Annotated in this window: 16 protein-coding genes and 1 pseudogene; 12 read left to right on the forward strand and 5 right to left on the reverse strand. The window is 70.7% G+C overall.

Annotated elements, in window-relative coordinates; genetic code table 11:
- The first annotated feature begins 72 nt into the window (after positions 1 to 72).
- On the forward strand, positions 73 to 564 hold the full coding sequence (locus tag ACZ7MG_RS42095; protein WP_471395810.1) for a DUF2975 domain-containing protein: 492 nt from the start codon (positions 73 to 75) through the stop codon (positions 562 to 564).
- Complete coding sequence (locus ACZ7MG_RS42100; protein ID WP_471395811.1) at positions 564 to 785, forward strand: helix-turn-helix domain-containing protein; 222 nt, start codon at positions 564 to 566, stop codon at positions 783 to 785. The genes ACZ7MG_RS42095 and ACZ7MG_RS42100 overlap by 1 nt, the downstream gene beginning before the upstream one ends.
- Positions 786 to 979: 194 nt before the next feature.
- Here ACZ7MG_RS42100 and ACZ7MG_RS42105 read toward each other — a convergent pair whose 3' ends face one another.
- Positions 980 to 2,740 carry a S8 family peptidase gene (locus ACZ7MG_RS42105; RefSeq protein ID WP_471395812.1) on the reverse strand — a complete coding sequence of 587 codons (1,761 nt, stop codon included), beginning with the start codon at positions 2,738 to 2,740 and terminating at the stop codon, positions 980 to 982.
- Between the two features lie 417 nt (positions 2,741 to 3,157).
- Here ACZ7MG_RS42105 and ACZ7MG_RS42110 point away from each other — a divergent pair, with 417 nt between their 5' ends.
- Together ACZ7MG_RS42110 and ACZ7MG_RS42115 are read left to right on the forward strand one after the other, a co-directional pair.
- Positions 3,158 to 3,727: a PadR family transcriptional regulator gene (locus tag ACZ7MG_RS42110; protein WP_471395813.1), complete on the forward strand. Its 570-nt coding sequence runs from the start codon at positions 3,158 to 3,160 to the stop codon at positions 3,725 to 3,727.
- Positions 3,728 to 3,859: 132 nt separating this feature from the next.
- A complete protein-coding gene (locus ACZ7MG_RS42115) occupies positions 3,860 to 5,584 on the forward strand; it encodes an acyl-CoA dehydrogenase family protein (protein ID WP_471395814.1) in 1,725 nt (574 codons plus the stop codon).
- 640 nt (positions 5,585 to 6,224) lie between these two features.
- Here ACZ7MG_RS42115 and ACZ7MG_RS42120 read toward each other — a convergent pair.
- Complete coding sequence (locus ACZ7MG_RS42120; protein ID WP_471395815.1) at positions 6,225 to 6,563, reverse strand: thioredoxin family protein; 339 nt, start codon at positions 6,561 to 6,563, stop codon at positions 6,225 to 6,227.
- Between the two features lie 429 nt (positions 6,564 to 6,992).
- Here ACZ7MG_RS42120 and ACZ7MG_RS42125 point away from each other — a divergent pair, with 429 nt between their 5' ends.
- The gene (locus ACZ7MG_RS42125; protein WP_471395816.1) at positions 6,993 to 10,724 is read left to right on the forward strand and encodes an nSTAND1 domain-containing NTPase; all 3,732 of its coding nucleotides are present in this window, start codon (positions 6,993 to 6,995) and stop codon (positions 10,722 to 10,724) included.
- A 31-nt stretch (positions 10,725 to 10,755) separates the two neighbouring features.
- Here the strand turns inward: ACZ7MG_RS42125 and ACZ7MG_RS42130 are convergent, their stop codons facing one another.
- Complete coding sequence (locus ACZ7MG_RS42130) at positions 10,756 to 11,493, reverse strand: ribosome-inactivating family protein (protein WP_471395817.1); 738 nt, start codon at positions 11,491 to 11,493, stop codon at positions 10,756 to 10,758.
- Positions 11,494 to 11,847: 354 nt separating this feature from the next.
- Here ACZ7MG_RS42130 and ACZ7MG_RS42135 point away from each other — a divergent pair, with 354 nt between their 5' ends.
- Together ACZ7MG_RS42135 and ACZ7MG_RS42140 are read left to right on the forward strand one after the other, a co-directional pair.
- Positions 11,848 to 13,125 (forward strand): glycosyltransferase, encoded by a 1,278-nt coding sequence (locus ACZ7MG_RS42135; RefSeq protein ID WP_471395818.1) that lies wholly within the window; start codon positions 11,848 to 11,850, stop codon positions 13,123 to 13,125.
- Between the two features lie 339 nt (positions 13,126 to 13,464).
- Positions 13,465 to 14,109: a class I SAM-dependent DNA methyltransferase gene (locus ACZ7MG_RS42140; RefSeq protein WP_471395824.1), complete on the forward strand. Its 645-nt coding sequence runs from the start codon at positions 13,465 to 13,467 to the stop codon at positions 14,107 to 14,109.
- 147 nt (positions 14,110 to 14,256) lie between these two features.
- On the opposite strand, the gene ACZ7MG_RS42145 is transcribed toward ACZ7MG_RS42140, so the two are convergent.
- Positions 14,257 to 14,445: a hypothetical protein gene (locus tag ACZ7MG_RS42145; protein WP_471395828.1), complete on the reverse strand. Its 189-nt coding sequence runs from the start codon at positions 14,443 to 14,445 to the stop codon at positions 14,257 to 14,259.
- Between ACZ7MG_RS42145 and ACZ7MG_RS42150 the strand changes: the two genes are divergently transcribed.
- The 5 genes from ACZ7MG_RS42150 to ACZ7MG_RS42170 all read left to right on the forward strand — a co-directional run bounded on the left by ACZ7MG_RS42150 (position 14,359) and on the right by ACZ7MG_RS42170 (position 19,207).
- Positions 14,359 to 16,026: a SpoIIE family protein phosphatase gene (locus ACZ7MG_RS42150; protein WP_471395825.1), complete on the forward strand. Its 1,668-nt coding sequence runs from the start codon at positions 14,359 to 14,361 to the stop codon at positions 16,024 to 16,026. The two genes, ACZ7MG_RS42145 and ACZ7MG_RS42150, sit on opposite strands and share 87 nt — an antisense overlap.
- A 44-nt stretch (positions 16,027 to 16,070) precedes the next feature.
- A complete protein-coding gene (locus tag ACZ7MG_RS42155; RefSeq protein ID WP_471395819.1) occupies positions 16,071 to 16,454 on the forward strand; it encodes a transposase in 384 nt (127 codons plus the stop codon).
- 385 nt (positions 16,455 to 16,839) lie between these two features.
- The gene (locus tag ACZ7MG_RS42160; RefSeq protein ID WP_471395820.1) at positions 16,840 to 17,421 is read left to right on the forward strand and encodes a TetR/AcrR family transcriptional regulator; all 582 of its coding nucleotides are present in this window, start codon (positions 16,840 to 16,842) and stop codon (positions 17,419 to 17,421) included.
- 591 nt (positions 17,422 to 18,012) lie between these two features.
- Positions 18,013 to 18,639 carry an NAD(P)-dependent oxidoreductase gene (locus ACZ7MG_RS42165; protein WP_471395821.1) on the forward strand — a complete coding sequence of 209 codons (627 nt, stop codon included), beginning with the start codon at positions 18,013 to 18,015 and terminating at the stop codon, positions 18,637 to 18,639.
- Between the two features lie 91 nt (positions 18,640 to 18,730).
- On the forward strand, positions 18,731 to 19,207 hold the full coding sequence (locus ACZ7MG_RS42170) for a tautomerase family protein (RefSeq protein ID WP_471395822.1): 477 nt from the start codon (positions 18,731 to 18,733) through the stop codon (positions 19,205 to 19,207).
- Positions 19,208 to 19,360: 153 nt separating this feature from the next.
- Here ACZ7MG_RS42170 and ACZ7MG_RS42175 read toward each other — a convergent pair.
- Positions 19,361 to 19,465 (reverse strand): annotated as a pseudogene (locus ACZ7MG_RS42175) (hypothetical protein); the annotation flags it as partial.
- Positions 19,466 to 19,706: the final 241 nt, after the last annotated feature.

The following is a 19,706-nucleotide window of genomic DNA, read 5'->3' on the forward strand; positions in this document are numbered from 1 at the left end:
CCGATCTATCGAAATTCGATAGATTCCCATCGCAACTCGATGGAGGAACAGGATGCAGGGACAGGACAGGTCATGGGAAAGCTGACCGTGGGCGCGCTGCGCGCCGTGCTCGTGGTGGTGCTCGTCGGCACCGTGTTCGTACAGGTGTCGATGGTGTGGGTGCTGGTCAGCGGCAACGACCCGGAGGACGGGTCGCTCCCGCTGACCCCGCTGCGCGTGATCACGATCCTGGGCATGGTGGCGGCCCAGGTCGTCCTGGTCTGCGTCTGGCGGCTGGTGACGATGGTGCGACGCGGAACCGTGTTCTCCCACGCCGCCTTCCGGTACGTGGACGCCGTGATCGGAGCGATCGTGGCCGCCTCGCTCATGTGGTTCGCGGTCACGGCCCTCAACGCGCCGGGACAGCGGGAGGATCCGGGCGTCACCGTCATCATGGCCGGTGTCGGCGTGGCCATCCTCGGGGTCGCGCTCCTCGTGCTCGTCCTGCGGATGCTGCTCGCCCAGGCCGTCGCGCGCGACGTCGCGGCGACGCGCCTGCAGGCCGAGCTGGACGAGGTGATCTGATGCCCATCACCGTCGACATCGACGTGATGCTGGCCAGGCGGAAGATGTCCGTGGGGCAGCTGGCGGACCGCGTGGGGATCACACCGGCCAACCTGGCGGTGCTCAAGAACGGCCGCGCCAAGGCGGTCCGCTTCGCGACGCTCGCCGCACTGTGCGAGGTGCTCGACTGCCAACCGGGCGACCTGCTGCGCTGGGAGCCCGAGAACACCGCGGACGAGTGACGCAGGGTTTGACGCCTCCAGCATGGCCGCCCTGACCGCGGCGTACACCGCCACGGTCAGGGCCAAAAGCCCTCCGCCGCCGAGCAGTTCGCAGCCCTGGTCGAGCAGACCACAGCCCGTCTCGCCCGTGGCCGCGGGCGGGATGCTGCCGCCGGCGCAGTGTGTGCTGTACCTCGGCGTTGCCGGGCCCTGCCCTAGAAGGTCAGGTTCCAGGCGTCGATCTTGCCCGTGTCGGAGGCGGCGTTGTCGTTGACGCGCAGTTTCCAGGTGCCGTTCGCGGCCTCCGAGGAGGCGTTCACGGTGTAGGTCTGGGCGATGTTGTCAGCTCCGGCGCCGGCGCGGTTGTGCAGTGTGTAGACGGTGCCGTCCGGCGCCACCAGGTCGACCTTCAGGTCACCGATGTAGGTGTGCTTGATGTCCACACCCACCTTGAGGGTGGCCGGGGCGTTGCCGGTCACGCCGGTGACGGCGATCGGGCTCTCCACGGCCGCGTTGTCGTTGACGGCGAAGTCCGCGAGGTTCTCGAAGTACTTGCCGGGAGGCGGGGTGGCCCCGACGGCCTTGAGGGCGTCGACCTGTCCCTCGCCGAAGAACGCGTTGTTGGCCGTCGTGCCCGTGCAGCGGCTGTCCGAGGGGCAGGCGATGTCGTTGGCCTGGGTGGCCAGTTTGGCGCGGATCTGCGCCGGCGTGATGCCCGGGTTGGCGCCGGCGATGAGCGCCGCCACGCCTGCCACGTGCGGGCTGGCCATCGAGGTTCCGCTCTTGCTGCCGTAGCCGCCGCCGGGGACGGTGGAGTACACACTGCTGCCCGGCGCCGCGACGTCGATGACGCCCTGCCCGTAGTTGGAGAACGACGCCTTGGTGACGCCCGTGCCGTTGGCCGCGACCGTGACCACGCCCGGCAGTTCGGTCGGGATGTCGAGGCAGGCGTTGGTGATGGTGCGGGTGACCGGCGTCGAGTCGTTCGGGCTGGCGGAGTCGGTCGTCTTGTGGGCGAGGTCGTAGTTCTCGTTGCCCGCGGCGGCGATCTGGAGGGAGCCCTTGCCCTCGGCGTACTCCTGGGCGCGCTTGACGCCCTCGATGATGGCGGCCTGGTCGATGTTGTCCGGGCAGTTGAACTGCCACGGGTCCGTGTAATAGCTGTTGTTGGTGACCTGGAAGCCGTGGTCACCGGCCCAGACGAAGCCGCAGATGGTGTTCTCGGCGAAGAAGAGGGAGGTGCCCGGCTCGGCGACCCGGACCGCGGCGATCTTCACCCCGGGGGCCACGCCGACGACGCCCTTGCCGTTCTTGGCCGCGGCGACGGTGCCCGCTACGTGGGTGCCGTGTGTGTCGACGTCCCGCCATGCACCGGCACGGGTGTCGGGCTTGCCGTAGGCGCAGGAGACCGAGTCGGCCGCATCGAAGTTGGGCGCCAGGTCCTGGTGCTGGTCGTCCACACCGGTGTCCAGGATGCCGACCTTGACGGAGGCGGAGCCCGGAGTGACGGCCCAGGCCTGGTCGGCCTTGATCTGGCTCATGTCGGCCCGGACCGGTTCTCCGGCCGGGGTCGAGGACTGGGCCGGATTGGGCGGGAGAGCCGGGGAGTAGGCGTCGGCCGGGACGTCCGAGGTGCGCGTGGCGCCGACCTGCTGCACGCCGGCGACGCCGCGCATGGTGGTGGCGAAGCCGCTGGACGCCGAGTGGGCGACGATCACGCCGATGGCGTCGAAGTCCGAGAAGACGGTGCCGCCGTTGGCCTCGATCGCGGAGCGGACCGCCGGGCTGTCACCCGGGGCGGTGATCACGAGGTAGGCACGCGTGCCGGCCACCCAGGTCGCGCTCTGGGAAGCCGGGGCGGCGGCCGGCGCCTGGGCCTTGGCGGCCGGCGCGGTGGAGGGGGCGACGGGGAGCGTGCCCGCGAGGGCGCCGGGGGCGCCGAGCGTGAGGGCGGCGCCGAGTGTGGCCGCCAGCACCAGAGTGCGTCGAAGTCGGCTGGATCTGTGGGGTATCAATGCGTCCTCCGGAGACGGCCCGGCCGTGCTGCAAAGCACCGGCCGGGCCGTACGAAACGAGTGGTGGACGCAAGATGTCAGACTCGCACTCCTGTGCGGAAGTACCTTTCTGTGCCGGGAAGTTGTAGGGGCGTGGCTGAAAGGAGACACACTCCGGGCATCGGGGCGAGTTCCACCGCCTGGTCCGGCGACGCCGACCCCGCCCTGACGTACGCCCCGGCCTGACGTACGCCCCAGTCTGGGGTCGGCCGCCCTGCTGTCCGCATCGGAAGCGTCGGACCCATCCGTTGGGTGTCGGGCGCGGCGGCAGCGCCAGGTGAGCGGTGTCTCACCGTCATGGCGTTGCTATGCAACAAGGTGCATAGCAGGATCATGCACATGGCGCTCGAGCACGCGATCCTCGTCTCCCTGCTGGAGAAGCCGGGCTCCGGCTATGAGCTGGCCCGGCGGTTCGAGCGGTCCATCGGGTACTTCTGGACCGCCACCCACCAGCAGATCTACCGCGTACTCAAGCGGATGGAGAGCGACGGCTGGGTCGACGTCCGGGAGGTCCCGCAGTACGGACGCCCGGACAAGAAGGAGTACTCCGTCGCAGCTCCCGGACGGGACGCCCTCTCCGCGTGGCTCCATGAACCGACCGAGCCCGACAGCGTCCGGCACGACCTCGCGGTGAAGATCCGCGGCGCCGCCTTCGACGACCCGGCCGCCCTGATCAGGGGGGTCGAGCGACACCGGCAGACGCACACGGACCGCCTGGACCACTACCTCGCGGGCGCGGCCCGCGACTTCGGGGACCCGCCGGCGGACCCCCCGGCGGACGGCCCGCTCGACGCCGAACGGGAACTCCAGCACGTCGTACTGCGCGGCGGCATCGCGTACGAGCGCATGATGATCGCCTGGCTCGACGACGTCCTCGCCACACTCGCCGGCTTCGCCCCCGGTCAATGACCGGCCATGCCAGCCATGCCGGCCACCAGGACATCCCCCAGGACACAGCCCCAGGACGTGCTTCATGGACACGACACGACCCGGGACATGTGTCCGCACCCACCCTCACCTCTCAGCCGAAAGGCGGCACTCATGGCCGACGCGCTGCTCTTCAACCCGCGGACCTACGACCCCGCGCACTTCGACCCGGAGACCCGCAGGCTGCTGCGCGCCACCGTCGACTGGTTCGAGGAGCGGGGCAAGCGCCGCCTGACCGAGGACTACCGGACCCGTGCGTGGCTCGGCGACTTCCTCGCCTTCGCCGCCAAGGAAGGGCTCTTCGCGACGTTCCTCACGCCCGCCTCCGCCGCCTCGGAGGGCGAGGGCGACAAGCGCTGGGACACCGCGCGCATCGCCGCCCTCAACGAGATACTCGGCTTCTACGGCCTCGACTACTGGTACGCCTGGCAGGTCACCATTCTCGGACTCGGCCCGGTCTGGCAGAGCGACAACTCCGCCGCCCGTGCCCGCGCCGCCGAACTGCTCTCCCAGGGCGAGGTGTTCGCCTTCGGCCTGTCCGAGAAGGCGCACGGCGCCGACATCTACTCCACCGACATGCTCCTGGAGCCTGACGGCACGGGCGGTTTCCGGGCCACCGGCTCCAAGTACTACATCGGCAACGGCAACGCCGCCGGGCTCGTCTCGGTCTTCGGCCGCCGCACCGACGTCGAGGGCGCCGACGGCTACGTCTTCTTCGCCGCCGACAGCCGTCACCCGGCGTACCAGCTGGTCAAGAACGTCGTCGACTCGTCGAAGTTCGTCAGCGAGTTCCGCCTCGACGACTACCCCGTGGCCCCGGACGACGTCCTGCACACCGGCCGCGCCGCCTTCGACGCCGCCCTCAACACCGTCAACGTGGGCAAGTTCAACCTGTGCACCGCCTCGATCGGCATCTGCGAGCACGCGATGTACGAGGCCGTCACCCACGCGCGGAACCGCATCCTGTACGGCCGCCCCGTCACCGCCTTCCCGCACGTGCGGCGGGAGTTGACCGACGCGTACGTCCGGCTCGTCGGGATGAAGCTGTTCAGCGACCGCGCCGTCGACTACTTCCGCACCGCCGGTCCCGACGACCGCCGCTACCTCCTCTTCAACCCGATGACGAAGATGAAGGTGACCACGGAGGGCGAGAAGGTCATCGACCTGATGTGGGACGTCATCGCCGCCAAGGGCTTCGAGAAGGACAACTACTTCGCCCAGGCCGCCGTAGAGATCCGCGGCCTGCCGAAGCTGGAGGGCACCGTCCACGTCAACCTGGCGCTGATCCTCAAGTTCATGCGCAACCACCTCCTCGACCCGGTGGCGTACGAGCCCGTCCCGACCCGCCTCGACGCGGCCGACGACGCCTTCCTCTTCCGGCAGGGTCCGGCCCGCGGTCTCGGCTCGGTGCGCTTCCACGACTGGCGGCCGGCCTTCGACACGTACGCCCACCTGCCCAACGTCGCCCGGTTCCGTGAACAGGCCGACGCGCTCTGCGAGTTCGTACTCACGGCCGCGCCCGACGAGAAGCAGAGCCGAGACCTCGACCTGCTCCTCGCCGTCGGGCAGCTCTTCGCCCTCGTCGTCCACGGCCAGCTGGTCCTCGAACAGGCCGAGTTGACCGGTCTCGACGAGGACGTCCTCGACGAGCTGTTCGCCGTCCTCGTCCGCGACTTCTCCGCCCACGCCGTCGAACTGCACGGCAAGGACTCCGCGACCGAGGAGCAGCAGCTCTGGGCGCTCGGCGCGGTCCGGCGCCCGGTCGTCGACGGGGCGCGTTCGGAGCGGGTCTGGCAGCGCGTGGAGGCGCTGTCGGCGGCGTACGAGATGATGCCCTGACGCTGACGCCTCGGCGGACACGCCGGCGGAGTACGGGGACCGCGGAGCACGATGACGCTCCCCCGTACTCCGCGGCGTGCGGCCGGAGCGTGCGAAGCCGGTCGGGCCGAGCAGGACGACTGGTGCGAGGCGGCCCCGTGAGCAGAGTTCAGCCGGCGAGGAACCTTTGCCCCGGACATGTCCCGGCGGGCCCTGGCCGTCATCGCCGCTCTGCTGGCCGACGGCGTCACCGCGGTGAAGAACGCATCCAGCGGTGTGACCTGTGGTCGCGAGCGATGGCTGTCCCTTGCGGAGCGGGCGGCTGCCGCCGAGGACGCGTACGACCTGGCGAGCGTCCTCGACCAGGCGTGGGTGGTGCCGGCTCTCCGCGACGGGGACGTGTTCACGGAGCCGGAGGTGTTGGGTGAGTGGCTGGCCACCGTGGACACCGCCGGGTACTACCTGCTGACCGAGCAGCCGGCACACGGAGTCCGGGACGGCGAAAGCTTCCGTATCTCCCCGGACGCACCCCGCTGGATCATGAACCGCCTCGCAGGTGAGCACTACGAGGAGGACGACTTCTTCCACAACCCGTACGGATACTGGCGCCTCGGCCCCGGCTGGTGGCGCTTCGTCACGTACGCAGGAGCGCGCCGACCGCTCAGAGGTGGTCGTCCAGGACCTTCCGTACCTCGGCGATGGTCTTGGGCCCCGTGCCGTGTGCCACCGCCTCTCCCTCTTTCAGCAGGACGTGGGACGGGGCTCCGGTGATCCCGTATCGCTCGGTCGCGGTCGGGCAACGCGTGATGTCGGCACGGACGACCGTCAGGCGGCCCGCGTAGTCGTCGGCGATGCCACCCACGACGAGGTCCATCACCCGGCAGGGCTCGATCGCCTTGGGCCATGTCCCGATGAAGTACGCGAGGACCGGAACTCCGCTCACCCCGAGGATGAAATCGAACTCCGCGTCCTCACGGGGTCGGTGAACCCGCTGCGCCATAAAGGCTCCTGACCTCGCGTTCCGTCATTCCACCCCTATCATCCCTCGCACGGTGTGCCAGGCTGGTCTTTGCCGCCGTCTCCGCCCGCCAAGGCCGGAGGAGGGTACGAGCCCTCCTTGATTCGCGCAGCAACCTCCAGCAGCTGCCGCACGACATGCAGCATCGGTACCAGGGACTGGTTCGTCGCCGGTTCCTCCGTGGACCCCACCACCCACCAGCGAATGCAGGAGAACACGCCGGGTCGTCCGGGCCCTCGCCACGGCAGCTTCCCCTACATGGGCCGGTTCTGAGCACGGCCCACCGAGCGTAAGGAAGCCGCACCGTCTTCGACGGACATCACAAGGGGAGAGGGTTCTCGCGCGAGGGCAACGAAAAGTACCTTGTGCAGTCGATCAACCTTTTATCTTGAAAGCGAAAGAGGCTTCGCGATGGGGCGTCCCGAACTCCCGGTCGACCCGGCGGCCGGTCCCGTGCAGCGGCTCGCCCATGATCTTCGGGAGCTGCGTCGCGCGGCGGGTGGCGTGTCGTACCGAGCCATGGCGAAGCAGGCCGGCTTCTCGGTGACGACCCTGTCGAAGGCCGCGAGCGGCGAGCGGCTGCCGTCGTTGGCCGTGCTTCAGGCCTACGTCCGGGCGTGCGGGGAGGAGGACCCCGCTCCCTGGGAGGCACGGTGGGCGGAGGCCGAGGCGCTGGCCGGGGAGGGCAGGCAGGAGGATGCCGACGCCGCACCGCCCTACCGGGGTCTCGCGCGGTTCGAGCCGGACGACCGTGAGCTGTTCTTCGGCCGGGACCGGCTGATCGACCAGCTGAGCGAGCTGGTGCGCGGGTCCCGGTTCACCGTGGTGTTCGGGGCGTCCGGCAGCGGCAAGTCCTCCCTGCTGCGGGCCGGTCTGATTCCCCGGCTGCGGGAGGAGGCCGCGGGGCCGGGGCGTACGGCGGTGCTGCGGATCCTCACTCCGGGGGCCCGGCCCGCCACCTCCTACGGGCATCTGCTGACGCCGTCGGCCGACGATCCGGAGTGCTGGGTGATGGTCGACCAGTTCGAGGAGGTCTTCACCCTCTGCCGCGAGCGCGCCGAGCGGGACCGCTTCCTCGACCTTCTGCTCGCCGCGCGCGACCCGGGAAGCCGGCTGCGCGTGCTCATCGCCGTCCGGTCCGACTTCTACGCGCGGTGCGCCGAGCACCCGCGCCTGTCGGAGGCGCTGCACGGCAGTGGGCTCCTGGTCGGCCCCATGGCCGCGGACGAACTGCGTACGGCGGTGATCGGTCCCGCGCAGGCGGCCGGGCTCATCGTGGAGCGGACCCTGACCGCACGGATCGTCGAGGACGTGCTCGACGAGCCCGGCGGACTGCCGATGCTGTCCCACGCCCTGTTGGAGACCTGGCGGCGGCGCAGGGGCCGGATGCTGACCCTGGCCGCGTACGAAGCGGCCGGCGGCGTACGCGGCGCGATCGCGGCCAGCGCCGAGGAGGCGTACGCGGAACTCTCACCGGCGCAGGCGCACGCTGCCCGGCACCTGCTCCTGCGGATGGTCGAGCCCGGCCAGGGCAACGCCGACACCCGCCGCCCGCTCACCTGGGAGGAGATGACCGGGTGGGAGGACCCCGACGTACGGGCCGTCGCCGGGCGGCTGACCCGGGCCCGGCTGCTGACCACCGACGACGACGGAGTGCACCTCGCCCACGAGGCACTCATCACCAGCTGGCCGCGACTGCGCGCATGGATCGACGGGGACCGGGAGCGGCTGCGCCACCACCGGCAGCTGACCGACGCGACCCGCACCTGGCTGGAGCACGACCGCGACCCGGGCACGCTCTACCGGGGCACCCGCCTGGCGCGGGCCGAGGAACTGTTCGCGGGCGACGACCGTGGCTACGACGGTCTGACGTCCGAGGAGACGGACTTCCTGCTCGCCGCGGCGGCGCAGCGGGCGGCGGAGGAGCGGGCCGCCACCCGGGCCCGGCGCCGGAGCCGTACCCTCGCGGTCTCGCTCTGCGCCGTGCTGGCGGTGGCCCTGATCGTCGGCCTGACCGCCGTACGACTGCGTCAGGACAGTGAGAAGCAGACCACCGACACGGCGGCCCGCCGGGTGGCCGCGGTCGCCGACGCGCTGCGTACGACCGACCCGCGCACCGCGATGCTGCTCGGCGTCGCCGCCTGGCGCATGTCCCCGCTGCCGGAGTCCCGCCGGGCCCTGCTCGGCGCACTGGCCCAGCCCGCACTGGACAACTTCACCGACCCGGCGCCCGGTCCCACCCCCACGCGGTTGCTGGATGACTCCGGGCGCTCCCTGCTCAGCGTCGAGGACGGCACCTGGCGGACGTGGGATGTCGAGACGCACCGGCGCATCGCCTCGGGGCCGGCACCGCGGGGAACGGTACTGGGTGCGGGGCCCGGCGGCCGGGTGCTCATCATCCTGACCGCGGAAGGGACCCGACGGATGTGGGACACCCGCACGAGGCGCTGGATCGGTGCCACCGTGCCGCCCTGGGGCACCACGAGCTTCGGGGCGAAGGGTCGCCATTACCTGGTGACGGCCTCGGGCGACGAGCGGGCCGAGCTCCACTCCGTCACCGACGGCCGTCTGGTCTTCCGGACCCCGTCGGCCGGCAGGGGGGAACTCGCCGACGCGGCGGCCGACGACGACCGGCTGCTGGCCGTCTGCCCGGTCGGCCAGGCCCCACAGGTCTGGGACACCGCCACGCGCGGCGTCCGGTCCGGTGACTGGACGGGCGCTCGCGACGTCTGTGGCGACGACACCTCCCTCTCTCTGACCGGTGGCCGGCTCCTCGCTCTCACCGGGGACCGGGCGCGGGTCTGGGACACCACGTCGGGCCGCCGACTCGTCGACCTCAGGCATCCGGGCGCCTACAGGGCCGTCATGAGTCCGGACGGCTCGTTCCTGGCGACCGGCGGCGGCCAGGAGATCAGAGTGTGGCGGCTGTCCACGCCCGACGCACCCGTTTTCCGGCACCCCCTGGAGAACGAATCGCTGTCCGACCTCGCCTGGGACCCCTCACGGCCCCTGCTGCGGTACCTCGAAGGCGGCACGGTCCATACCCTCGACCTCACCACCACGCTCACCCGCGCCTGGCGCACGAGCCCGCTCACCGGCATGCGCCTCAGCCCCGACGGCAGGACGCTCGCCACCGCGCGACTCGTCGGTGACCGCTACGTCTTCCAGCTCCGGAACACCCACGACGGCCGACTGCGGCGCACCCTGCCGACCCCGCCCCTTCCCGTCCCCCGCAACGACGAGCTGTCCATCCGCGCGGACCTCACCCAGCCTCTGCTGGCCTTCAGCACCGACAGTCGCGTGTTCGCGTACGGCGTCTCCATCCCCGGTGTCGAAGCGTCTCCTCAGCGTCTGACCGTCTGGGATCTGGCCGCCGGGCGTACGAAGAGCACGGTGGACCTGGCCACGACGGCGTCCGCGGCGGCGACGGACGCGATCGCCCTGGGCCCGGACGGTCGCACGCTCCTCACCGCGCGGACGACCGCCGACAGCGCGGTCAACGAGACATGGGACACGACGCGGCAGCGGAGAACGGCGCTCCTGCCCGGCCCGGCCGGCTTCCGGCCGGCCGTCAGTCCGGACGGCGGGCTCCTCGTGACCGACAACCGCCTCGTCCGAGAGGGCCGGTCCCATGCCCAGGACCTCGTCCAGCGCGACTACCTCGGAGCCATCGCCTTCGCTCCCGACGGCTCCCGTCTGGCGGCCGGCGACGCGACGGGGAAGGTGGCCGTCTGGGACGGCGACCTGCGGCACCGCGAGGGCATATTGCGGAACGTCTTTCCCGCACCGGCGGACCCGTCCTCCGACACCGCGGCAACCGTCACGGCGCTCGCCTTCAGTCCGGACGGCAGCACCCTTGCCGTGGGCAGCGACGCCGGCATCGTCCAACTCTGGGACATCGCGACCCGGCAACCCCTCGGCCCCTCTCTGCCCACCTCCGGTGACGGCATCGACACCCTGGCCTTCAGCCCGGACAGCTCCACGCTGTACGCGGGCGGCCCGCACGTCCCGCTCCAGCGGTACGTCGTCGATCCGGAGCGAGCGGTATCCCTCGTCTGCGCCCGCACCGGAAACACCGAGCTGACCCGGGCGCAGTGGCGCACCTACGTCCCGGACCAGCCGTACAGACGGGTCTGCCCCTGACCGTCCGGCGCCGTGCGTCAACATCACCGGTCTAGCCGCGCATCGGGTCGATCTGCTGTGCGGTGACGAAGGTGTCGGAGCCGTGGTCCATGCCGTGCGCGATGTGGTCGGCGACGGGGCGGGACCGGGAGGCCTCGGTGATGGCGATGAGGTAGCGCAGCATGCCACGCGCCTGGGCGGTGCGGTCGGTGCCGCGGATTCCGAGGTCCCTCAGACTGTCGACGAGGCTGGCTTCGCTCAGGTTGACGGCGGCCAGTGACTGGTTCGCGACGCGGGTGAGGGCGTCGTAGCCCTCCTTGCCGAGGAACCAGTTGTCGTCGGTGGAGTCCTCCTGGTGGGGGACGTCGGAGGCGAGGTTCAGGACGAAGTCGTACGGGGTGTCGCTGGAGAAGAACCGCACGACGGAGAGGTCGCTGAGCCGTACGACCGCATGCACCGCAGGGGTGTCGTCGCGGCTGCTGATCACGATGTCGGCGTACCCCCGGGTCTCGGTGCTGTCGGCGAGGTTCCGCAGTCGGTCGAGCATGGCCAGATAGGCGCCCGAGCCGCGGTTGATGTCCCAGTGGACCTGTGGGAAGTCGACGCGTTTCCTGCCGTCGACGGTCTCGGCGTTGACCGTCACATGGTTCGCCGCGGCCGAGGCGGATGTGTCGGGGCCCCCGAGCGGCAGAAAGAGCACCAGGATCCCGAGAAGGACGGAGAGGGCGACCGTGATGAGGACCGCGGTGGGCATGGCGTGCTCCGGTGGTTCGACGTGCAGCGAGGTCATGATCGACGTTCACAGCCGCGAGGTTGTTTGGCAGGCCCCTCTCGCCACCGCAGACAATTCCGGTGGACTCGTAGGCGCCACCACGCCAGGTCGCCCTTCTTCCGGCGCCGCGCCCATCGGATTGTCCGACCTGGCAGATGGGAGGTGCCAAACAACTCTCCGGTTGCGAGTGTCGGTGCGGCACTGCCGAGTACCGGCACGCTGCGTCACCGAAGAGAGCGCAAGTCCTCCCCCGACGCGATGACGATCCCCCGGCACGGGGTCGTACCGCGATGCACGGGTGATCGCCCTGTCGAAGGTGACCACAGTGGCACTGACCAGCACACATCACAGGGAAATCGGGGGACGCCGCACGTGCGCATCGCCTTCCTGCTGCACAACGCCTACGCGATGGGCGGCACCGTACGGACGACCATGACACTCGCCGACACGCTCGCCGGCCGACACCAGGTGGAACTCGTGTCGGTCTTCCGGCACCGGGAGAAGCCCCGCCTGGGGCGGTCGCCGAAGGTGCCGCTGAGGGCTCTGGTGGACCGGCGCAAGGAGTCCACGGACGCGGCGGACCCTCTGGCTCAGCGAGCCGGAGAGTTCTTCCCCAAGGGGGACAGCCGCTCGTACCAGTACCACCGGCTCGCCGAGCAGCGGGTCATCGACTGGCTGCGGGAGACGGACGCCGACGTCGTCGTGGGCACCAGGGCCGGACTCAACGCGCTGCTGGCCCGGTTCGGGCCACGGCATGCCGTACGCGTCGGCCAGGAGCACCTCACCCACGACAACCACCCGCACCGACTGCGGACGGAACTCCAGCGCTGGTACGCCGGTCTCGACGCGCTGGTCACCATGACCGAGGCGGACGCGCGCGACCACCGGCGCGGGATGCGGCTGCCGGGCACCCGGGTGCTGGCGATCCCCAACAGCGTCCCCGAACCCACGGTGCCTCCGGCCGACGCGGCGGCCAAGGTCGTCGTCGCGGCGGGACGGCTGGCCCGGGTCAAGCGGTACGAGATGCTGGTCGACGCGTTCGCCCTGGCCGGTGCGGCCTGCCCCGACTGGTCCCTGCGCATCTACGGGGACGGCGCGGAGCGCGCCCGGATAGCCGACCGGATAGCCCACCACGGCCTGGAGGAGCGGGTCTTCCTGATGGGTCCGGCCACTCCCATCGAGGCCGAGTGGGTCAAGGGCTCCATCGCCGCGGTGACCTCCGCGCACGAGTCGTTCGGCATGACGATCGTGGAGGCCATGCGCTGCGGCCTACCCGTGGTGAGCACCGACTGCCCCCACGGGCCCGGCGAGATCATCCGCCACGGTGTGGACGGCTGTCTCGTCCCACGCGACAGCACCCGGGGCGTGGCCGACGCGCTGGTGGCACTGATGCGGGACGACGGACGGCGTACGGAGATGGGCAGGGCCGCCCGGGCCGGCGCGGCGAAACGATTCACGCCGGAGGGCGTCGCCGACCGCTACGAGCGCCTGTTCAGCACGCTGGTCAAGGAGCGGGCCGGGCGGTCCGCTCCCCCACCGCCCGTCCCGGCCGACTGGCGCGGTCGTACCACCGTGCTCGCCGCCACGGCCGGCATCCTCGCCCGCGCAGCGGTGCGCCGCGCGCGGCGCGAGCTGGGCCGGGTCGGATGAACGCGGGTCACACCGTGACCTCCGCGCAGCGGATGTTGTGGATCGTGGCCGCCGGTTCCTGTGCTGTCGGCGCTCCCATCGCCTCCTGGAGCGCCTCGACGGTGCTGCTCTGGGTGTGGCTGCTCGTGCTGGCCGGCGGTTCGCTGCCCTGGGTCGTCGAGGCCGAGGCGCGGTTCGGCGGGGTGCGGAACCGGCTGGCGGAGGCGGCCCCGCTCGCCCCGCATCACATCGTGGGAACCCTCCGCAAAAAGGACCGATTCTGTACAACTGTGCGAAAATCAGAAGTGGCAGAAGGGGGATTCCGTGAGCGACACCACCGACGACCTCGACTACGGAAGCATGCGGCTCGACCGCACCGGCCAGGCCGAGGCCTTCGACGCCATCGGCAGCCACTACGACGAGGCCTTTCCGCACAAGGAAGGGCAGATCGCGTCGGCCGAGTGGCTCATCGGCTCCCTCCCGGCCGGGTCCTGCGTGCTGGACCTGGGATGCGGCACCGGCGTCCCCACCGCCCGCCAGTTCACGGCGGCGGGCTTGCGGGTCGTAGGCATCGACCTGTCGGAGAGGATGGTCACGCTGGCCCGCGAGAACGTGCCCACCGCCGTGTTCCACCGGGCGGACATCGCCGATCTACGGCCGGGAGGGCCCCGGGACCTCGGCCGGTTCGACGCGGTGACGGCCTTCTTCTCCCTGCTCATGCTGCCCCGCGCCGAGATCCCCCTCGCACTGCGCACGGTCCACCACCTCCTGGTTCCGGGCGGCATGTTCGCTCTGTCGATGGTGGAGGCCGACCTGGACGACTTCTCCATCCCGTTCATCGGCAGCACGATTCGAGTGTCCGGCTATCTGAGGGACGAGCTGCGCGAGATCGTCGAGGCGGCGGACTTCGAGATCGTCGAGGAGCACTCGTACACCTACGCTCCCGCAACCGTGGACGTCCTGCCCGAAGTGCAGATGTTCCTGCGCTGCAGACGGGCCGCCTGACAACCCCTGATCCGGCTCGGCGCGGCCGCGTACGGCGGAGGGAAGCGTGTGACGAAGCACTTCGAAGCCGATGGACCAAGCCGCGGGCAGGCGGCCGGCGTACAGGCGTGCGCCGCTCACCCCCATCGACCGCCGCCAGCCGCTCCGTCACCCTGTCTCGGCGACCAGGGCCACCCGGCGGCTCCCCGACGCGGTGGCGGCGAGCGGCAGACCGGCACCCTTCGCTACCTCGATACGGCGACCCGGCGGATCGCCCGAGGTCTCGACGTCGACGAAGTGTTGCGTGAACTGTGCCAGGCCGCTGTCCCCGCCTTCGCGGATCTGGTGTTCGTCCATTTGTACGATCCACTTCCGGTCGATGACGAGACCGCCGACACCCCGGGAGTCCTGCGGCTGCACACCTCGGACCAGCCGTCGCCGAGGAAGGTGCCCGCCGGTGGATCCCCGTCACCGCCCCTGGCCGCCGGCGCCCTCCAGGTGGCTGAGGTCGTACACCCGGATGCCGCGGGTCCGCTCGCCGAGCTGCTACGGGCCGGGCGGCCGGTGTTCGGGGAGCCGCCGGGCGTCCGTTCGGCGATGGCAGAGTTGCTGGGGGCGACGGGCGCCGCCGGCTCGTTGCCGCCCGGACGGCGGCTGATCCTCGCTCCTCTGCACGGCCGAACCCATGGCATGGGCAGCGTTCTTCTCGTCCGGGGACCCGATCGCGCCGACTTCACCGACGCCGACCTGCTCATCGCCTCCCAGCTGGCCACGCACACGGCTCTCGGGATCCACAAGGCCGTGCTGTACGCGCGACAGGCATCCGTGGCGAACGCCCTCCAGCACACGATGCTCCCGCCGTCACTGCCCGAGCCGGACGGAGTCCTGCTGGCCAGCCGCTATCGGGCCGCCGCGCGCACCGCGCAGGTCGGCGGCGACTGGTACGACGTCATCCTGCTGCCGGGCAGCAGGATCGCGCTGGTCATCGGCGACGTGATGGGCCACTCCATGACCTCGGCCGCGATCATGGGCCAGCTGCGCACCATCGTGCAGACGCTGGCCGGACTCGACCTGCCGCCGGACGAAGTGCTGCACCACCTCGACGAGCAGGCGGCGCGTCTGGGCACCGAGCACACGGCGACCTGCTTGTACATCATGTACGACCCCGTACGGCAGCGATTGCTCGCGTCCAGCGCCGGACATCTCCCGCCGGTTCTCCTCCATCCTGACAGCAGTACGGAGACTCTGGACGTCCCGCCCGGAGCACCGATCGGCCTGGGCCTCGGCGGCTTCGAATCCACCGAGATCCACGCGCCGGTGGGGGCGACCCTGCTGATGTACACGGACGGCCTGGTCGAGTCCCGCAGCTCGGACGTACTGACCGGGGTGGACCGGCTGCGCGCACGGCTGCAGACAGCCACTTCGGGATCCGCTTCCCTGAGTCTGGAAGAGCTGTGCGATCAGGCCCTCGGCACTCTCCCTGCGGGAGACCGCGATGACGACATCGCGCTGCTTGCCGCCAGGTTCGTGGGCATCCGTCCGGAGACAGTCGCGTTCTGGTACATGGTTCCTCGCCCACAGACCGCCCGGCATGCCCGCCGCCTCACGCTCAGGACACTGCACGAGTGGGGACTCGACTCCCTGGCGGAGACCACCGAACTCCTGGTCAGCGAGGTGGTGGCGAACGCCGTACGCTTCGCCACCCGGCCGATCACCCTACGGCTGCTCCGTACGGGAGTACTCCGTTGCGAGGTAGGGGACGACTCGCCACTCGTGCCGAGGATGCGGCACGCCCAGCTGACGGATGAGGGCGGCCGGGGGCTCTTCCTCGTGAACCAACTCGCAGAGCACTGGGGGGCGACGAGGTTGAGCACGGGCAAGGTGGTCTGGTTCGAGCAGCCCCTGCCCGAGGATCAGGATCCCGCTCAGCACAACTAGGGCGTGTTGCGAAAGTGGATCAAGGCCCGTGGAGGATCACGTTCGTGGGGCGTGGTGATCTGACGAACGGCCAGTGGGCGCGGCTGGGGCCGCTGTTGCCGACGGGTAGGAAGCCGGGCCGTCCGAGGGCCTGGACGCGTCGGCGGCTGCTCGACGGCATAAGGGGGCGGACCAGGACCGGGGCCCCGTGGCGGGATGTGCCCGAGCGGTATGGACCGTGGGACCTGGTCTACGGCCTGTTCCGGCACTGGCAGCGCAACGGCACCTGGAAGCGCGTCCTGGAGCAACTGCGGGCCGAAGCCGACGCGAAGGACCTGATCATCTGGGATGTGAGCGTGGACCCCACCATCGCCCGAGCCACCCAACACGCCGCCGGGGCGCGTACAAAGAGGACCTGCAGAAGGAGCCTCCCGCCGGCGTCGATGTAGAGCCCGACGACCACGGCCTCGGACGCTCACGCGGCGGGCTGACCATCAAGCTGCACCTGTCGGTCGAGCAGGGACAGAAACCATTGTCCCTACTCGTCACCGCCGGCCAGCGGCACGACCACAGCTCCGGAACGCGTCGGGAGCGGTCCGGCAGGCAGACGGATCAGGAGGCGTGTCCGAAGACGGGGCGAGGCCGGGTCGTGATCAGGCGGGATGCGGTGGGGGGCGGGGCGGGACGCCGGTGGCGCAGGCCATCGGCCAAAGACGCCGAACGGTTCGCCCGCTATGGTGAACGCGTAAGCGGACAGCAGTCCGGCACGGAGAAGGTATCGGACGGCTGTCCGGTTAGGCAAGGGCTTCGGACGTAAGCCCGAGAGGAGGACTTGTGCAGTCGAGGACCGGCGGGCCTCAGCGTTCGGACGCACAGCGCAACCGGGAGCGCATCCTGGGGGTGGCGCTGGTCGAACTGTCGCGTTCCGCGGACGTCCCGCTGAGCGTGATCGCCAAGAAGGCGGGCGTCGGACAGGGCACGCTCTATCGCAACTTCCCCAACCGTGAGGCACTCGTTCTGGAGGCATACCACCACGAGGTGCAGCAACTCACCGACAGCGCGACCGAGTTGCTGAAGACCATGGCGCCCGACCAGGCCCTGCGTACATGGATGGACCGCCTCGCCCGCTTCATCATGGCCAAGACCGGACTGGCCGACGCGCTGCGCCAGGCGGCGGGCGCGACGGGAGGGCCTGAGCCGTCGGGATACTCGCTGGTGTTCGACTCGATCGAATCCCTGCTCAACGCCAACCACGAGGCCGGCACCATCCGTCCAGGCATCACCGCCGACGACTTCCTCCGCGCCATCGCCGGCATCTGGCAGATCGACATCAGCGGCGACTGGCACACCCAGGCCACCCGGCTGCTGGACATCGTCATGGACGGCCTGCGCGCGGGGGCACCGGGACGACACTGAGGGCGGCGCAGCCCGCGAGGGCGGCGAGCAGCGTGCGGCGTACGGCGGCGCAGCTGCGGCCAGCGGACTCCGCCCGGCCCCCTCACCCTGCCGCTACCCACCCCCAACTCGCTCCGCGATTCCGGCCATCCGGCCACTGCCTCGCGCCCCGGCCCCGGCCCCGGCCCCGGCCCCGGCCCCGCGGAACGCGACAGGCGCGCCATCGGCACCGCCCTCGACTCCCATCCGGCCCCGAACCGCCGCCGACCGCCTCCTCCGCCCCCGACCGCCCCGGATCGAATCACGCCTCCAGGCCGACACGCGCGCGGGCGAGCTGGGCCTAACCCGCAGGTCGGACCCGCGGGTCGACGAGTGCGTCAGCTTCCGAGACGGGGCTTCCGAACTCGGCCTGAAAGTCGCCGAGTTCGACACTCTCGTGGCCCTCCGCCGAGTGGTGGACACCGCCACGCAAGCCCGACCGCCCCTTGTCAACCGGACAGTCGTCCGGTAGCGTCCCTCACCTAGCGGACAGCTGTCCGCTCCGACGCCCCTCTGGCGTCTCGGCGCAAGCGCAGCCACTCCCCACACCACTCACGGAAGATTCCCTTTGCCATGAAGCTGCTCATTCTCGGGGCGACCGGCCCCACCGGTCGCCATCTCGTCGACCTGGCTCTGCGCTCCGGCGACTCGGTCACCACCTTCGTACGCAACCCGGCCGGTCTCGGCGATCTGGCCGACAAGGTCACGGCGGTCACCGGGGACGCCACATCGCACCGCGACATCGCCGCCGTCGCGACGGGGCACGACGCGATCATCTCCGCGCTCGGCAGGGGCAACTCGGTGCGCGCCGACGGCCTCTTCACCCGAGCCTCGGCGGCCGTGATCGGTGCGGCCAAGGAAGTGGGCATCTCCCGGCTGGTGTGGCTGTCGTCGTTCGGCGTCGGCTACACCTTCGGCGAATCGAGCACCACACAGAAGGCGATCTACAGCACGTTGCTGCGGTCGATCTACGCCGACAAGGCGATCGCCGACGAACGCATCCGCAACAGCGGGCTGGACTGGACCGTGGTCTACCCGACCCGGCTGACCCACGGCCCCGCCAATGGCGCGTACAGCGCGGGCGACCGGCTGCCGATGAAGGGCAACCCGACCATCAGTCGCGCGGACGTGGCCGCCTTCATGCACCAGGCGGCACACGGCAGCGAGTGGATCCACCGCAGCCCCGTGATCACCGATTGACCCTCCTGGCCGTCCGGGGGCCGACCGACATGACAGTCGTGAGAAGAGGTGTGTAGCCTGACTTCTATAACGACTGCCATAGGAGGATTCCATGACCATCATCACCGTGAACACGCCCAAGGGGCGCCTGAGCCTGGAGCAGCGTCGGGAGCTGGCCGAGACACTGACGGACGCGGTACTGGTACCCGAGGTGGGCCAGTTCGCTCCGGCGGCGCGGCCCGGGTTCCAGGTGCACTTCGTCGAGCGTGAGCGGGACATGATGGCCATCGGCGGCCGGCTGCTGGCGGACGCCGACCCGGAACTCGACGTGATGGTGATCGACCTCGCCGTCATGGACGCCGCCTGGCAGCCGGAGGTACGGGCCGAGGTCATCGAGCGCGTGCTGGCCGCACTGGCGGCGGCCTGCGGGCTGGAGAAGCCGGCACCGGCCTGGTGGGTCAACTTCCGGGTGATCGACGAGGGCAGCTGGGGCTCGTCCGGTGGCGTGCTGTCGATCGTGCCGCTGCTGCAGAGCGGAGTGTTCACGGAGGAGCGGGCCAAGGCGGTCCGTGCCGCGCTGGGCACCTGAAGCCCGAGCTGCCGAGCGCGAGCGGGGTTCAGACCTCGACGCTGCCGAGCGCGAGCGGAATCCAGTCGTCCATCGCGGCACGGATGAGAGCGCCCGCAACTGCCCGGCGATGCGATCGAGAGGCTCGGTGCTGCGCTTGGCGCGGCACATGGCCAAGATTCCCTCGACGGCCGCGACGATGAGTGTCGCGATCGCGCGCCGCCGGCTCGGGTTCGACGCCGTGCTCCCGCAGGAGCCGGCGAGCAGCCCCTCCCCCACCAACCCGCCACTCCTTGCACAGACTGCGCGCGGTCCACTCGCCCGTGTGGCGCACGGCCTCGGTGACCAACTGCTGCTGCCCTCGGGGAAGTAGGGGTACGTCGGTCCGCGCGGTGCCCTGGCGTGCTTGGCCGTCTCGCGGATGCTCGTCGCGTTCAGCCCCCGCCGACTGATTATGTCGGCCGCCCCTCAGCAGCGATTGCTGCGTCCGGGCCGATGGCCGACCACGCCACCCAGACCG

The sequence above is a fragment of the Streptomyces sp. NPDC107538 genome, assembly GCF_055657445.1.

Excerpts from the sequence above, each read along its gene's own strand:
- ACZ7MG_RS42095 (WP_471395810.1), top strand. The coding sequence starts at position 73 with ATGGGAAAGCTGACCGTGGGCGCGCTGCGCGCCGTGCTCGTGGTGGTG.
- ACZ7MG_RS42100 (WP_471395811.1), top strand. The coding sequence starts at position 564 with ATGCCCATCACCGTCGACATCGACGTGATGCTGGCCAGGCGGAAGATG.
- ACZ7MG_RS42110 (WP_471395813.1), top strand. The coding sequence starts at position 3,158 with ATGGCGCTCGAGCACGCGATCCTCGTCTCCCTGCTGGAGAAGCCGGGC.
- ACZ7MG_RS42115 (WP_471395814.1), top strand. The coding sequence starts at position 3,860 with ATGGCCGACGCGCTGCTCTTCAACCCGCGGACCTACGACCCCGCGCAC.
- ACZ7MG_RS42120 (WP_471395815.1), bottom strand. The coding sequence starts at position 6,563 with ATGGCGCAGCGGGTTCACCGACCCCGTGAGGACGCGGAGTTCGATTTC.
- ACZ7MG_RS42125 (WP_471395816.1), top strand. The coding sequence starts at position 6,993 with ATGGGGCGTCCCGAACTCCCGGTCGACCCGGCGGCCGGTCCCGTGCAG.
- ACZ7MG_RS42130 (WP_471395817.1), bottom strand. The coding sequence starts at position 11,493 with ATGACCTCGCTGCACGTCGAACCACCGGAGCACGCCATGCCCACCGCG.
- ACZ7MG_RS42140 (WP_471395824.1), top strand. The coding sequence starts at position 13,465 with ATGCGGCTCGACCGCACCGGCCAGGCCGAGGCCTTCGACGCCATCGGC.
- ACZ7MG_RS42145 (WP_471395828.1), bottom strand. The coding sequence starts at position 14,445 with ATGGACGAACACCAGATCCGCGAAGGCGGGGACAGCGGCCTGGCACAG.
- ACZ7MG_RS42165 (WP_471395821.1), top strand. The coding sequence starts at position 18,013 with ATGAAGCTGCTCATTCTCGGGGCGACCGGCCCCACCGGTCGCCATCTC.
- ACZ7MG_RS42170 (WP_471395822.1), top strand. The coding sequence starts at position 18,731 with ATGACCATCATCACCGTGAACACGCCCAAGGGGCGCCTGAGCCTGGAG.